Origin of the sequence: Pseudoalteromonas sp. 0303 (assembly GCF_013349995.1) — a bacterium.
Classification (GTDB): Bacteria; Pseudomonadota; Gammaproteobacteria; order Enterobacterales; family Alteromonadaceae; genus Pseudoalteromonas.
The window spans coordinates 98,032-113,331 of record NZ_JABVXF010000009.1; the positions used below are offsets into that span (position 1 = coordinate 98,032).

Consider the following 15,300-nt stretch of genomic DNA (forward strand, 5'->3'; position numbering starts at 1 on the left):
TGAGTATTACTTAATCTCAACACGTTGTGAGCGCATAACGACTTCATCATTTAATTCAATACCGATACCTGGCTCTTCAGATACTTGGAAGAAACCATTTTTAGGTTGTGGATCTTGAATACACAATTCACGGTTCCATTTCTTAATAGCATAGGTATGATGTTCGTGAATTAAGAAGTTAGGAATTGCGGTCTCTAAGTGTAACGAAGCTGCAGTTGCTACTGGACCGCCACACACGTGAGCTTGAATACGCACATCAAAGATATCTGCATAATCACACACTTTTTTAGTTTCAGTGAAACCACCACACAGGCCTAAGTCTGGCTGTAGCACATCAATACTTTGATCTTCTAAGTATGGACGCACACCCCAGCGGTTATACAAACGTTCGCCACCTGCAATTGGCACCGCTACTTTGTCAGCAACTTTTGCATGTAATGAATGATTTAAGTAATTCACAGGCTCTTCGTAATACATACAATCGAACTCTTCAGCAATTTCACCAATTTGAATTGCTGATGTCGCGCCTGGTAAACTGTGACATTCAAAAATAATGTCAACTTCGTCACCGACTGCTTCACGAATAGCCTGCATACGCGCACGGTATAATTTCATTTCTGCACGAGAAATAATATTAGTGCGATCGTAATAAGTATTGCCGTTTTTATCGTACTGAATTGGGTCAACTTTTACCGCATCATACCCTTCAGCCATCGCCTTAAGCGCTGCTTCTGCGTATTCTTCTGGGTGCACTAGCGCTTTAAATTCGCTGTCCCAGTCAAACTGTAATTGTGATGCATAAGTACGCAGCTTATCGTTAACTTTACCACCTAATAGCTGGTAAACAGGTAAGCCTAATGCTTTGCCTTTAATATCCCAAAGTGCAGTATCAATGGCGCTCATTGCTGCATACACAACAGGACCGCCACCTAAACCCCAAAAGCTTTCGCGTAGCATTCGTGACCACAGTTTTTCTGTTTGAAATGGGTCATGACCAATTAAAAAGGCATCAGCCATTTCTTTGATCATTGCCGCAGCTGCGCTATGACCTAAATCATAAGCCAGACCCGCTTCACCCACACCGCTAATACCTTCATCGGTGTGAATACGCACAAAAACAGGTGTCCAAGCAGGTCTGTCTGGACAATGAATATCGAACACTTCGACGCGATTAACTTTCATGGTTACTCCTTACTGAGCAAAACTAGGATCAAGACGATAAGCTTTACGCAACATGGCTGGCCAAGCTAACTGGCCACCGGTGCTGCCGCTATGCACGACATTCGCTTGATTATAAATATTATCGATAATAGGTTGTGGTACTGGAATTGCCGTTTGACCACTGGCTTGAATAGCCAATTGAATTTCACAGGCACGCTGCAAATCATAAAATCGCATAAAGGCATCTCCCACTGTTGGGCCAACAGTTAAGCCACCGTGGTTAACCAATAGCATGTGATTAGTAGTGCCTAAATCATCTTGCAAGCGCTTTTTCTCATCACTGTTTACCGCTAACCCTTCGTAGCCATGATAAGACAATGATGGCAATGAGAACATTGAGTATTGGCTAAGTGGTAACAGGCCTTTTTCTTGCGTTGCAACGGCGATGGTTTCTTTTGTGTGTAAATGAATAACACAGTGAGCGTCATCACGAACTTCATGAATAGCGCTGTGAATAGTAAAACCAGCCGGATTAATTTTAAATGGCGTGTCATCAAGAATATTGCCAGCTAAATCCACCTTTACAAGGTTAGATGCCGTCACTTCATCAAAACTAAGACCAAATGCATTAACTAAATAGTGATCTGTGCCCGGTAAACGTGCCGATAGGTGGGTATAAATTAAATCCCCCCATCTAAAGTGCTCAACTAAACGGTAACATGCTGCTAAATCAACACGAAGCTGCCATTCTTGTTCAGATACTTTATTTTTTAAATCGAGTTTTGGTAAGTCAAACATGGAAAACCTTGTATATGTGACACTGCACAAATAGATGTATAGAAGTCTAAATTACTATTAATAGATGATCAATAGGTGATACAAAAAGGCCACATCAATTGATGTGGCCTTTTCACGCTAAAATGGTGTTTATTTTACTTGTGATAAGTAATCAGCAATTGCAGCCATTTCTTCTTCAGATACGTTTGCAACCATTGCTTTCATCGCAGCAGCCATACCGTTGCTACGCGCACCTGACTTAATGTCTTTCATCTGTGCTAGTAAGTACTCTTTATTTTGACCATTTAATTTAGGGTACTGAGCCATGATAGGCGCTTTACCTTCTGCACCGTGACAAGTTTGGCAAAGCTTAGCTGTGTATAGTGTTGCACCATCCGCAGCCATAGTGTTGAAAGATAGGCTTGCAGCCATTGCAATGCCAGCCCCACATAAAATTTTCGTGATCTTGCTCATTTGTATCTTCTCTTTTTTGACGGGTTATTAAACATTTTCTTTAGTGTAGACCATGATTTAACAATATTGCACCCGAAAATTGTAACGGCAATAGAAACAGTCACTACCAAATTAAATCATCAGGTACTTCAAAATCAGCATACGGATCATCTTCATCCTTTTGCTTATCTTCAGGCTCAACATGGAACACTATGTAATCTTCGCTGACTTCAGCGACTTTTCGTGCTGGTTCGTCTTCCAGTACAAAAAATTGGCCTTCTAAAACACAAATTGCTAAGCGGCCACCAGCTAGGGCCTTTTGTGTTTTTTCGTTTACTTCGAGTTCCTTCACTTTATTTTGATAAGTGAAGTTAAATGTACGATCACCACGGATCTCATCTTGGTTGTGGTGCTCTAAAATCTGTTTAACGCGCGCTACTTGCTCACGTTGCTTTTGCTCTTCTAAACGCGCTTTATTAAGCTCATCGGCTTTTTTCTGCTGCTCAAGCTTAGTTTGTTCAATATGTTTTTGCAGATCGCTAGGATTACTCGTGGCGCCTTTCTTTTTCTTCTTTTGCTGTTTGCGCTTTTCTGTTTTGGCTACTTTAGCTTTATGTGCCGTAGTAAGACCAGCTTTAAGTAATTGATCTTGTAATGAACCCATGACGAAATTCCAATTTATTAATGCGTATTAGGGTTATTTTAATCAGCTCTGCCAACAAATAACAGTACTGAGCCCACTTGATTCACAGCAATCGAGTATATTGATGTGAGATTAACACGCGATGAAATCATGACATATTGATTTAACGCAAGATTTATCATTTTAGTCGCCTTTGAACTTGTAAAAAAACCTGTACCCGATAAGCTAGGGCTTTTCCTCTTGGGAGCTAAAAATGCAGCTGCGACATTTGTTACTTTGCTCTGTGTTTATTTTCTTTGTTTTATACGCCCCACAACCCTTACTTGGATTATTTGCTAGTCATTTTTCTGTATCGCCAGCCACTGCTGGTAGCTTAATGACCGCAACTATGTTGCCACTAGCCATTGCTCCTTTAGTGTATGGCTTGTTTTTAGCTAAGCGAAACCCACTAACAATTTTAAAGATTGCTATGCTTGTGTTAGCAATCAGCTGTATCGCTTTTACTTTAGCACCAAGCTTTGAGTTGCTATTACTGGTTCGTTTTATACAAGGGATCACCCTACCCGCAGCGCTCACCGCTATGACCAGTTATATTGGTGTGACTTTTCAGGCTGACCAATTGCAACGTAATATGACGCTTTACATTGGCAGTACCATTGTTGGTGGCTACTTCGGACGTATGCTCGCTGCTTTGTTTACTGACTTTTTAAGCTGGCAAAGTTTTTATTATGTGATTGCGCTTGGCTTAGTACTGTTTGCACTCGCCATTCCTAAATCAAACAAAGGCGCGAGTATTCATGCTGCAAAGTCGCCGCTATTGTATCTAAAGCAATTAAAAGATCCGCTGGTATTAAAGCTCTACGGAGCGGTGTTTTGTATGTTCTTTTGTTTTGCGGCACTGTTAAATTATTTACCTTTCATTCTGCAAGACAGTTTTGCTATCACTAACACCCGAGACATCGGACTGGTTTACAGCGGTTATTTGCTTGGTGCACTAGCTTCTATAGCCACACCTTGGCTGTTACGAAAGTCATCAACACCTTGGCGTTTACTAACCTGGGTTTTTGTATTCTATAGCCTGACGATGGTGCTATTGATGAGCCAACAGTTATTACTTTTTGTTATTGCTTTTACTGGCTTTTGCGGTGCAATGTTTGTTATCCACTCAAGTGCCGCTCCACTGGTAAATAAAATCAGCAGCGCACCTGCAAGTGTCACCAATGGCGGTTATGTATCGTTTTATTATAGCGGTGGCGCATTAGGTTCATTATTGCCAGGGCTGGTATATCAGCAACACGGCCAAGTTGCCTTTATGACCGTGCTACTTTTAGTCTGCTTAGTAGGTTTAAGCTTAGTTTATTTGGCAGGTAGAAATACGATACGCGGTTGATGCCCGGTACTTTCAAAAAACAGCTCTAAGTCGCCTTTTTTCATCAGCCAAGTAGCGGTATTTTCAAAAAACAGCTCTAAGTCGCCTTTTTTCATCAGCCAAGTAGCGGTATTTTCAAAAGGGTGACAATGAAAAAGCTCGTTAAACCAAATTTCTTGGTCTAGCCAAAGAGTGACATTATTTTGCTTATCGTTTAACAGTGCCAACATAGAAACACAGCCCGGTGGCACTTTAAGATAACGCGCTAATCGCTCATCGGATGCAAACCCTAAACGCGATAACCCCTGCTGCTGAGCAATGGCTTTTAAGTCGAGCTGCTTATCGTGAGCGGTGATCACTAAAAAGTGGCGCTTACCTTCGTTATCTCGTAAAAACAGGTTTTTTAAACGTGTGCCCGGTCTATCGAGCATAAACTTATCGGCATCTAAGCTGCCGTGTAATGGTGGATGCTCAATCACATCATAATTAATATCTAATTGAGCTAGCGTAGCAGCTAACTTGCTTTTATCTGCATACATTTACAAACAACGTCCTCGTAATTGCACACTTAAATCACGCCATAATACTTCGTCAATAACGTGTTTATCGTCGCAGTATTGTCGTTCTTTAAGCTCTTCATTTAATAATTCAACCGCTTGGTCTTCGAGCATAAGTTTTAAGTTGCTCGACTCTTCAAATACTTCTTGCTCGGCAAAATCTTTAAACTGCCTGCGTGTCATTGGCTTATCAAGGTTAATCGGGCGTCTGCCCTGTGCTTTAACTGACACCACATAGGCAAAGATTTTATTGCCTTGCTCATCATTTTTTTCGTAAAACTGCTTATTATTGATTTCAAAAGGAGGCGCTTCTTCTTGGCTTGCGCAACCGGCAAGTAAAACAACCAAAAGCCATGCTATTTTTTTCATTATTGGATAAGCCTTGAACAGTGAATGCGCTTTAGTCTACCAAAAATAAAACAACAGAGTAAAAAATCGAACATTTTAAAAAAAATACTTGACCACAAATGCAAAAATATTTAAAGTTCACCCCGCTTGAGACGCAAGACTTAAGCATCCTGTATTTAGGAATGTGGGGCTATAGCTCAGCTGGGAGAGCGCCTGCCTTGCACGCAGGAGGTCAGCAGTTCGATCCTGCTTAGCTCCACCACCTTCCTACCTCTCTTTAGGCAATCTGCCAAATACTTAATAAAAACCAATACAATCTAAATTAAAGCGACTTTATTAGTCTTTCTGCCGTCTTCGTTTTATTTTAAACACAAAAAAACCGAGCAAAGCCCGGCTTTTTAAGCAATTACTTTTTAGTGATTATTCACGAATTTGGCCTTCGCCATTCACTAAGTATTTTTCAGTTGTAAGTGACTCTAGACCCATAGGACCATAAGCATGTAGCTTAGTTGTCGCAATACCAATCTCAGCACCTAAACCTAACTGTGAGCCATCAGAAAAACGCGATGACGCATTGACCATCACCACTGATGCATCCACGCTGCGTTGGAATAACTGCGCTGCAGCTTGGTCTTTAGTACAAATCACTTCGGTGTGGTTTGAACCAAACTTAGCAATATGATCAATGGCACCAGCAAAGTCAGGCACAACCTTAATTGCGATCTCTAAATCTAAATATTCTTCACCAAACTCGTCGTCAGCGAGTACTGTTGCATTATCAAAGTACTCGGCAGCTTTCGCATCTGCATTTACTTTTACGCCTTCTTGACGAAGAACAACTGCACACAGGTTTAAAAACTCATCAGCGATATCTTGGTGAACCACTAAGCCTTCTAGGGCATTACACACACCAGTACGCTGAGTTTTACCATTTAATAGTAAGTTGATTGCTACATTCAAATCAGCGTCTTTATCGACATAAAGGTGACATACACCTTTAAAGTGCTGAATCACTGGAATAGTGCTGTTTTCTGTTACAAAATTAATTAAACCTTCACCACCACGCGGAATGATTAAATCAATTGTTTCACGCTGTTGCATCAGCTCCATGAGTAGACCACGGTCTGGATCTGGGATCACTGAAATCAACGCAGCAGGTAAACCATGCTTTTCAAGTACTTTATGCATTACACTTGCGATTGCTTGCGAGCTACGAAGTGCTTCTTTACCACCACGTAAAATAACACCATTACCCGATTTAAAGCATAGGGCGCCTGCATCAGCCGTCACATTTGGACGTGCTTCATAAATCATACACACAACACCAAGTGGTACGCGCATCTTGCTGATCTTAATACCATTTGGACGCTCTGAAATTTCACGTAATTGACCTACAGGATCATCAAGGCTAACAATTACTTCGATACCTTCGGCCATTGCTTCAATACGCTCATCGTTAAGCGTTAAACGGTCAATCATCGATGCTGCAAGGTTGTTATCACGTGCTGCCGCTAAATCGCTTTCGTTCTCTTTGATGATAAAGGCTTTGCTTTCGCGTAGCGCCTCTGCCATCTCAGTTAACACTTGATTCTTAGTAGCAGTATCAAGTAAAGCTAACTGGGTTGCAGCTTTTGCAGCTTGACTCGAAATATCCGTAATTAAACTCATGACTTCTCCAATAATGCGATATCTTTCTCTGAAACAACTGGGCCGATTGAATCTTGCATTTTTTCGCTAAATTCACTTTGCTCGTTGTCAGCAATAAAATTCAATAAACAGCTACTGTAGTTCGCTGTTGCTTTTGCTAGACGCGTACCATCATCACTACGAACTAATATGGTATCGCCTACGCCAAATTCTCCGTGTACTGCAACGATTTCATCGCTACGAATACAACCGTCTTCATCTGTTAATGATTCATCGAATGAACCTTCAACGACAACCTCACCTTGCTCATTAGCGGTGTGAGTCATCCAATGCACTGCTTCTTGCATTGGTTTTTCGTATGGTGTGAAGATAGTACCTGGGTTGTCACCCGCAAGCAGTCGGTTAAATGTCTCTTCTTTAAAACCATTTAAAATAAAGGTTGTAATACCATGTGAAGTGGCTTTTTCAGCCGCTTCGATTTTCGTTTTCATACCACCTGTACCAACGGCACTGGTTGCACAACCGGCCATGGCGTAAATTGATTCATCGATGCTATCAATTTCAGGTAATAGAACTGCATCTTCATGCAAATTCGGGTTTTTGTCATAAAGACCATCAACATCCGAAAAAATCATCAATGCATCTGCGTCCGCCGCTGCGGCTACCATTGCCGACAAGTTATCATTGTCGCCAACTTTTAAATCGTCGGTAGTTACCGTGTCATTCTCATTAATGATAGGTAATACACCATGCTCAAGTAAGGTGAAAACGGTTTCACGGATACTTGTGTAACGCTCACGGTCACGTAAGTCACCATGAGTTAATAAAATCTGTGCTGATGGGAAATCGAAGAAGCGATCCCACATTGCCATCATTTCTGTCTGACCGGCAGCAGCCATTGCTTTTTTCATCGTCACTGAACGTTTTTCTTGTTCAGGGAATAAATGCGAACCAGCAGCTACCGAACCCGATGATACTAAAATTACTTCGATACCTTGCGCTCGACAGCGAACGATGAACTGTGCAATGGTCAGTAAATAACGAGAGCGACACCCGTCTTGTTCGGGTGCGATTAATGCGCTACCTACTTTTAGTACTATACGTCGCCAATTTAACTTTTGCATAACTGTTCAACTTTCCATTTTACTATCTGTTCAGTGCCAATTTGCCACTGATTAAAAGACTCGCGCTTAGCTTTACTAAACGCACTGACTATTATCACTTTGCCAAACCACTTATCTATGCACACGACTACGCCACGCAAGTACTGCGATTAGATATAGCACAACTTTTATTCAGTCAGTAGACCAAACGGTTATAAACCATAAGTTGATAAAAAAAGATAAGTGTTGTTTATGTATCGCTGTAAAAAGCTGTGTGCGGCTTTTATTAATAACAACATACATAGAGCCTATACAATCTGGTACACCAACAGATAGGGTGTAGATTGTATGACCGAGATTTAGCTGCCACGATGGGAGCTAAACATTGACCAGATAATGAACTTATATTCTATTCAACACGTAATAAATATGCACTGAACAACTTAGAGCTCATTTCTATTTAATTAGAAAACAAAGTGTATAAAACACTAATAATGTCGCAAACAAGTATCTTTTCAGAAAGCTAAGCTATAAAGAGTGTCTCTAAAGCTAATAACTATTTAGATATCAAATTGTTTGAACACGAACTATAATACGGGAAATCAGGGGCAAAGATCAAGTGCAAAAAGTAGTCATAACTTTTATACTTACCATAAACATAGAAAATACACATTTATTAACAGTACCTTAGGCGCGCAATTTTATTGTGTAATAATTTTTAACGACCCTAGCAGGGTTTAATTTCATAAACACACCCAAAAAGTATTAATAACGACTAAAATCGTATTTGAAGCAACGAGTTTGCTTGTATCCATGACGGTGAGTAGGCTTTAATAGGCAAGCATTATTTTAATAATGTCAGCAACTAATGACGCGATTATCTAAGGCGTTGGCATTTTAAATTGTAGTAACTAAAGGATAATTCATTCTATGTCAGCAATTTTTATAGCAGGGATCGCCTTGTGCTCAGTATTAGCACAATGGGTAGCTTGGGCGTTTCGTGTACCGGCTATTTTATTTTTACTACTAACAGGTTTAATTCTCGGGCCTTTTAGTGGCGTACTAGAACCAGATGCATTGTTGGGAGATTTATTATTCCCAGTGGTTTCTTTAAGTGTGGCAGTGATTTTATTCGAAGGTTCACTCACTCTGCACTTTCGAGAACTTAAAGGGATTGGCAAGGTAGTTCGTAACCTTTGTTCAATCGGAATGATCACAACATGTTTGGTGATAAGTTTAAGTGCCTATTGGATCCTAGAACTTAATTGGCGTGTTGCCGCTGTACTTGGTGCGGTACTTGTTGTAACAGGCCCTACGGTTATTGCACCGTTATTAAACTCTATGAGACCAAACCAAGACATAGACCGCATTTTACGCTGGGAAGGCATAGTAATAGACCCTATTGGAGCCTTATTTGCTGTATTGGTTTTTGAAGCTGTCATGCTGGTAGGCCAAGGCGAGGTACTAAGTCATACCATTATCGCGTTATTTAAAACTCTCGGTGTAGGTTTAACCATTGGTGTGGTTGCAGGCTGGCTTACAACGCTGCTTATTCGTAGAGAGTGGCTGCCGTTTGAGTTACACAAGTTTGGTATTCTTGCCTTAGTACTCATCAGTTTTACGGTTTCAAACCACCTAAGCCATGAATCTGGCCTACTCGCCGTTACCGTGTTTGGTATTTGGCTTGCCAACCAAGACGAACTTGAAATTGACTCTGTACTTGAGTTTAAAGAAGACCTTTCGATGATCTTGATTTCATCGTTATTCATCTTACTTGCAGCCCGCCTACAGCTATCAGATTTAATGATGTTACATAGCGATGTGTTTATTTTCTTAGCCATCGTGCTTTTTGTGGCTCGCCCAGCGTGTATTGCAATATCGACTTTTAAAACCGACTTACCTATCAAGTCTCGTTTAGTGCTGGCTTGGATTGCTCCGCGAGGTATTGTTGCAGCTGCGGTAGGCTCTGTATTCGCGTTAAGTATGGTGGAAGCTGGCATTGCCGATGCTGAAAAAATGGTACCACTCATATTCACGGTGATCATTGTCACTGTAGTACTACAAAGCTTAACGGCAACACCATTGGCAAAGCTGTTAAAAGTGCGCCAACCTGCACCAAATACAATTTTGATTATTGGTGCTAACCATGTAGCAAGAGCCATCGCACGCGGTTTAAAAGATCAAAACATTCCGGTGCACTTGTCTGATCCTGCATGGGAGAACTGCAAAATGGCACGCATGGATGGCTTACCTTGTTACTATGGTAATCCGCAGTCAGAGCATGCTGAGCGTTATTTACCGTTAACGACGATTCGTAGCGTACTCGCGCTTTCGCCTAACCGTCACCACAACGCATTAGGCGTGCAGTATTTCTCGCATTTACTTGACGAAAAAGATGTATTTTCACTGCGTTCTTCAACCAACCACGCTAAAGCAAATAAAGACAGTGCGACCTTCTTATCGCGACAAATTCTGTTTGGCGACAATGGCGCTTATGCGCGCTTAAGTAGCTTAATTGCCAAAGGCGGCAAAGTCAGTGCAACACGTATTTCAGAAGAGTTTAGTTGGGAGCAATACAAAGACGTTAATAGCGAAGCTATCCCGCTGTTTATTTTAAATGGTGAGAAAAGTGATGATGACGATTCACCTATTAAAATTCGCCCGTTCACTACAAATATGGAAAAAACACCTCAAGTAGGTGAACGTATTGTGGCACTACAGCCACCTAAATTATCGGTACTAAAAGACCCGAACAGCGGCAAACCAAAAGAAACTAAAGAAGAGAAATAAAAAAAGGTCAGCATTAGCTGGCCTTTTTATTTGCATGTATTTTTATTTGCCTACATAGGTAAACGGGCGCGTGCAACGACGCTGTCTGGCATTTTTTCGGCAAGCTTAGCGAGTAAACTTTCGACTTTCTTGTGAGTTGCTTTATCGGCAACCATTGAATGAAATAACCAACGGTAGGCATCTTCATAATCGCGCGGGCTGCCATAACCTTGATTAAATAGGTTAACCAGTCGCATTTGTGCCTTTAAGTTGCCTTGGGCTGATGCTTCTCGTAAATAGGTTACCGCCATCGCTTTATCTTGCTGCACTAACTGGCCTACATCGTAGTAGCGACCAAGTTGCTCTAATGCCGCGCCTAGCCCTTGTTGAGCAGCCTGACGCATGTAATAAACCCCTAACTCTACATTGCGGTCTACACACACTGCATAAGCTAGCATATCGCCATACAGGAACTGATATGATGGTAGTGCCATTTTATTGGCTCGTGCCTCGATATCTTGCACTAACTGGCAATCATCTGCCTTTACACGTGCTAGGTGTGCATTTTTATTGATCAAGCCAATTAACTCGCTCTCTGTGTACAGAGGCACTGCTGTTATAGGCTCTTCAGCCATGCTTAGGCTTGAGAAGAGTAATGTTAAAGGCAATAAAACACGCATCAAAATCACTTAAATAAAGTCAGTCTTAGCAAATAATATACAATTATCATTCCAGAGTGAATTTTGGGCACAAAAAAAGCTGCCGAGGCAGCTTTTTCAGTCACTATGACGATTATGCAAACGGGCTGCGTAATACCATAGTTTCTACACGATCTGGGCCAGTAGAGATGATATCAACTGGAACACCAGTGATTTCTTCAATACGTTTGATGTAATCAAGTGCCGCTTGCGGTAATTGATCAACTGACGTAGCACCTACTGTGTTTTCTGACCAGCCTGGCATCTCTTCGTATACTGGTGTTACTTTCTCGTAACCTTCAGCTGCTAATGGTGTAACGTTCGTTACTGTGCCATCTTCTAACTGGTAACCAGTACAGATTTTTAATGTTTCTAAACCGTCTAAAACGTCTAGTTTAGTTAAACAGAAACCTGAGATGCTGTTGATTTGCACTGCGCGGCGCATTGCCACTGCATCTAACCAACCTGTACGGCGTAAACGACCTGTCGTTGCACCGAACTCATGACCTTTATCACCTAAGTGCTTACCAACTGGATCTTGTTTATCAAGACCGTCGTAAAGCTCTGTAGGGAATGGACCAGAACCTACACGTGTAGTGTAAGCTTTAATAATACCTAGCACGTAATCAAGGTGTAATGGACCAAAACCAGCACCTGTTGCTACACCACCAGCCGTTGTGTTTGATGATGTTACGTACGGGTAAGTACCGTGGTCGATATCAAGTAATGTACCTTGCGCACCTTCAAATAAGATGTTGTCGCCCGCTAAACGCGTTTGATCAAGAAGCTCAGTAACATCAACAACCATTGCTTTTAAGATATCTGCGATAGCCATTGCATCGTCAAATGTCTTTTGGAAGTCAACTGGTTCAGCTTTGTAGTAATGCTCTAATGTGAAGTTATGGTATTCCAATACTTCTTTAAGCTTGCTAGCAAACTGTTCAGGGTTGAATAAGTCACCTACACGTAAACCACGACGTGCTACTTTATCTTCATAAGCTGGACCGATACCACGACCTGTAGTACCAATTGGCTTATCGCCACGTGCTTTTTCACGGGCTAAATCTAATGCAATGTGGAAAGGTAAAATTAATGGACATGCTTCGCTGATTAATAAGCGCTCACGTACTGGTACGCCACGCTCTTCTAGCATGCCGATTTCTTTCATTAATGCTTCTGGTGATAAAACAACACCGTTACCGATCACACACTTAACATTGTCACGTAATACACCCGATGGAATAAGGTGTAAAACCGTCTTTTCACCGTTGATTACCAGAGTATGGCCTGCGTTATGACCACCTTGATAACGAACTACTAAAGATGCTTTGTCTGTAAGGAGGTCAACTACCTTACCCTTACCTTCGTCACCCCATTGGGTGCCTAGTACAACAACGTTTTTACCCATTGCAAATTCACTTAGAAAAAATTAGGACGAGATTTTATCAGAAAACGAGGTGAAAGATCACCCCGTTTAGCTTATTTTTTCTGCGCCTGAATTTATATCATCTTAATTACTTAAACAACTACATGCAGAACAGGGGTTTATAAAATAGTTAAGGATAAAAATTAATCACGTGCAGAAACAAAAAAAGCCCTACAAACTGCAGGGCTTTTTATCACACAAATATTAATTACTGTGCTTTTGTACCTTTCATATAATTAAAGAAGTCGCTATCAGGTGAAATCACCATCACGTCTTGCTTATTTTTAAAGGTATTTTTGTACGCTTCTAGGCTGCGCATAAAACCAAAGAATTCTGCATCTTTGTTATAAGCGTTAGCATAGATAGCTGCGGCATCGGCATCACCTTGACCACGAACAGTACGCGCATTACGCTCAGCGTCTGCAAGCATTACTGTTACACGACGGTCGACTTCTGCACGAATTGTTTCAGCTTTTTCTTGACCTTCAGAACGGTGCTCTTTTGCAACCGCAGTACGCTCAGCACGCATACGTTGGAAGATTGAACTACTCACTTCTTGTGGTAAGTTAATTTGCTTAACGCGTACATCAAGTACTTCAATACCTAGCTCTTGTGCACTTTCAGACGCTTGAACTAATGCTTCTTCCATCAGCTCACTACGCTCACCAGAAACGATCTCTCTGATAGTACGAGAACCGAAATTAGTACGCAGACCGTTGTTCACCTTTTGCTTAAGTAGTGTTTCAGCGTATTGCTTATCACCACGGGCACGCAGGTAGAATGCACTAAAGTCATTAATGCGCCACTTAACGTAAGAATCAACGATTAAGTCTTTTTTCTCACTTGTTACGAAACGGTCAGGTGCACCATCTAGCGTTTGAATACGTGCATCTAAACGACGTACTTGGCTAAAGAAAGGCACTTTTAGGTGTAAACCAGGGCCGTATACTACAGCCTTATCATCACTGTCTTTTTCAACTTTGCTGAATAACAGTACGATTGCCTTCTCGCCTTCTTGCACAACAAAAATCGCTGAGAAAGACAGCACAACTGCAAGGGCAAGTATTACTAAACTAAAATTTTTCATCTTGCTTATCTCCCCTCATTAAAACGGTCAGTTGCGAAACGGTCATTGCTTGAATTTACCGTGCTGTTACGCGACGTGTTTATTTTATTGCGAAGGTCTTTGATATCACTTGAGCTTGGTAATGCAACACGTGTTGCTGTACCTTGCTTTTCCATGATTTTATCAAGCGGTAAATACATCATGTTATTACCACCTTCAACATCAACTAACACTTTAGAGCTGTTGCCTAACACTTCTTCCATCGCATCGATGTAAAGACGCTTACGAGTTACCTCTTTAGCAGCTTGGTACTCAGGTAATAGCTTTTCAAAACGCGCTACCTCACCTTGTGCTTCTAATGTAATACGTTCACGGTACGCTTCTGCTTCTTGCGTCATACGAGTAACTTGACCACGGGCACGAGGTTCAATTTCACGAGCATAGGCTTCTGCTTCACGGATGAAACGCTCTTCATCTTCTTGTGCAGCAATAGCGTCATCAAACGCGTCTTTTACTTCACCCGGCGGACGTGAATCTTTAAAGTTCACATCGCTTACAATAATACCTAGATTGTATGGCTCGATGATTTTGTTAAGCTCATCCCACGTTTGTTGACGCACTAACTCACGACCTGTTGTTAGTACTTGGTCCATTTTTACGTGGCCAATTACATAACGTAATGCACTATCAAGTGCTTGTTGTAAGCTGTGGTCAGCATCAGTAACGCTGAACTTGTAAAGATGTGGGTCGATAACACGGTACTGTACTTCAAACTCTACATTTACCACGTTTTCGTCTTCGGTAAGCATAAAACCTTTAGCAGATAACGAGCGTACCGCTTCGATATCAACAGGGATCACGCGTTCAATGAAGGTCATTTTCCAACGTAAGCCAGGTTCTGCAATGCGATCGTATTGCCCAAATTGTAAAACAATACCGCGCTCAGCTTCTTTTACCGTGTAAATACCACTTAATGCCCATACAATGATGGCAATAATAAGGATGAAAGAAATGCCTGCGCCACCAAGTCCACCGCCGTTTTTACCTGGCTTATTACCACCAAATAAACCGCCAAACTTGTTGCCGAACTTACGCATTACCTCGTCTAAATCAGGTGGGCCTTGATCTTTTCCGCCTTTATTATTCCACGGATCTTTATCATTGCCATTATTACCCGGTTCATTCCAGGCCATAGCTATACTCCATTGTTATCTAAATGAATTAGGTTAAATCTATCAAATCTGCAGCATTTCTCATACTAAAAAAGACAAATGCTGGTGATT

14 protein-coding genes and 1 tRNA gene are annotated in these 15,300 nt (G+C 41.4%); 3 read left to right on the top strand and 12 right to left on the bottom strand.

Features of this window, described 5'->3' with window-relative positions:
- Positions 1-6: 6 nt before the first annotated feature.
- The 4 genes from HUS62_RS08400 to HUS62_RS08415 form a co-directional block, all read right to left on the bottom strand.
- On the bottom strand, positions 7-1,182 hold the full coding sequence (locus HUS62_RS08400) for a mandelate racemase/muconate lactonizing enzyme family protein (RefSeq protein ID WP_054552450.1): 1,176 nt from the start codon (positions 1,180-1,182) through the stop codon (positions 7-9).
- A gap of 9 nt (positions 1,183-1,191) precedes the next feature.
- Positions 1,192-1,959 (bottom strand): class II aldolase/adducin family protein, encoded by a 768-nt coding sequence (locus HUS62_RS08405; RefSeq protein WP_054552449.1) that lies wholly within the window; start codon positions 1,957-1,959, stop codon positions 1,192-1,194.
- 129 nt (positions 1,960-2,088) lie between these two features.
- Complete coding sequence (locus HUS62_RS08410) at positions 2,089-2,412, bottom strand: c-type cytochrome (protein WP_058583960.1); 324 nt, start codon at positions 2,410-2,412, stop codon at positions 2,089-2,091.
- A gap of 103 nt (positions 2,413-2,515) precedes the next feature.
- Positions 2,516-3,055 (bottom strand): DUF2058 domain-containing protein, encoded by a 540-nt coding sequence (locus HUS62_RS08415; RefSeq protein ID WP_063701878.1) that lies wholly within the window; start codon positions 3,053-3,055, stop codon positions 2,516-2,518.
- A 232-nt stretch (positions 3,056-3,287) separates the two neighbouring features.
- Here HUS62_RS08415 and HUS62_RS08420 point away from each other — a divergent pair, with 232 nt between their 5' ends.
- Positions 3,288-4,424, top strand: a complete 1,137-nt coding sequence (locus tag HUS62_RS08420; protein ID WP_175079154.1) for an MFS transporter — start codon at positions 3,288-3,290, stop codon at positions 4,422-4,424.
- On the opposite strand, the gene HUS62_RS08425 is transcribed toward HUS62_RS08420, so the two are convergent.
- Both HUS62_RS08425 and HUS62_RS08430 read right to left on the bottom strand, forming a co-directional pair.
- Positions 4,391-4,942 carry a prolyl-tRNA synthetase associated domain-containing protein gene (locus HUS62_RS08425; RefSeq protein WP_175079155.1) on the bottom strand — a complete coding sequence of 184 codons (552 nt, stop codon included), beginning with the start codon at positions 4,940-4,942 and terminating at the stop codon, positions 4,391-4,393. The genes HUS62_RS08420 and HUS62_RS08425 overlap by 34 nt on opposite strands.
- Positions 4,943-5,329: a hypothetical protein gene (locus HUS62_RS08430; RefSeq protein ID WP_054552444.1), complete on the bottom strand. Its 387-nt coding sequence runs from the start codon at positions 5,327-5,329 to the stop codon at positions 4,943-4,945. It lies immediately after the preceding gene.
- 165 nt (positions 5,330-5,494) lie between these two features.
- Between HUS62_RS08430 and HUS62_RS08435 the strand changes: the two genes are divergently transcribed.
- Positions 5,495-5,570, top strand: a tRNA-Ala gene (locus HUS62_RS08435).
- A 158-nt stretch (positions 5,571-5,728) separates the two neighbouring features.
- Here HUS62_RS08435 and HUS62_RS08440 read toward each other — a convergent pair.
- Together HUS62_RS08440 and proB are read right to left on the bottom strand one after the other, a co-directional pair.
- Positions 5,729-6,976: a glutamate-5-semialdehyde dehydrogenase gene (locus tag HUS62_RS08440; protein ID WP_062566637.1), complete on the bottom strand. Its 1,248-nt coding sequence runs from the start codon at positions 6,974-6,976 to the stop codon at positions 5,729-5,731.
- Positions 6,973-8,079 (bottom strand): glutamate 5-kinase, encoded by a 1,107-nt coding sequence (proB, locus tag HUS62_RS08445; protein WP_175079156.1) that lies wholly within the window; start codon positions 8,077-8,079, stop codon positions 6,973-6,975. Before proB ends, HUS62_RS08440 begins: the two co-directional genes overlap by 4 nt.
- A gap of 909 nt (positions 8,080-8,988) precedes the next feature.
- Here proB and HUS62_RS08450 point away from each other — a divergent pair.
- Entirely contained in the window at positions 8,989-10,848 is a 1,860-nt protein-coding gene (locus tag HUS62_RS08450) for a sodium:proton antiporter (RefSeq protein WP_175079157.1), read from the top strand.
- A 50-nt stretch (positions 10,849-10,898) separates the two neighbouring features.
- On the opposite strand, the gene HUS62_RS08455 is transcribed toward HUS62_RS08450, so the two are convergent.
- The 4 genes from HUS62_RS08455 to hflK all read right to left on the bottom strand — a co-directional run bounded on the left by HUS62_RS08455 (position 10,899) and on the right by hflK (position 15,210).
- A complete protein-coding gene (locus HUS62_RS08455) occupies positions 10,899-11,507 on the bottom strand; it encodes a tetratricopeptide repeat protein (protein WP_175079158.1) in 609 nt (202 codons plus the stop codon).
- A 112-nt stretch (positions 11,508-11,619) separates the two neighbouring features.
- Positions 11,620-12,933 (bottom strand): adenylosuccinate synthase, encoded by a 1,314-nt coding sequence (locus tag HUS62_RS08460; protein ID WP_054552439.1) that lies wholly within the window; start codon positions 12,931-12,933, stop codon positions 11,620-11,622.
- 226 nt (positions 12,934-13,159) lie between these two features.
- Complete coding sequence (gene hflC / locus HUS62_RS08465) at positions 13,160-14,038, bottom strand: protease modulator HflC (RefSeq protein WP_058583966.1); 879 nt, start codon at positions 14,036-14,038, stop codon at positions 13,160-13,162.
- 5 nt (positions 14,039-14,043) lie between these two features.
- On the bottom strand, positions 14,044-15,210 hold the full coding sequence (hflK, locus tag HUS62_RS08470; protein WP_054563492.1) for an FtsH protease activity modulator HflK: 1,167 nt from the start codon (positions 15,208-15,210) through the stop codon (positions 14,044-14,046).
- Positions 15,211-15,300 lie beyond the last annotated feature (90 nt).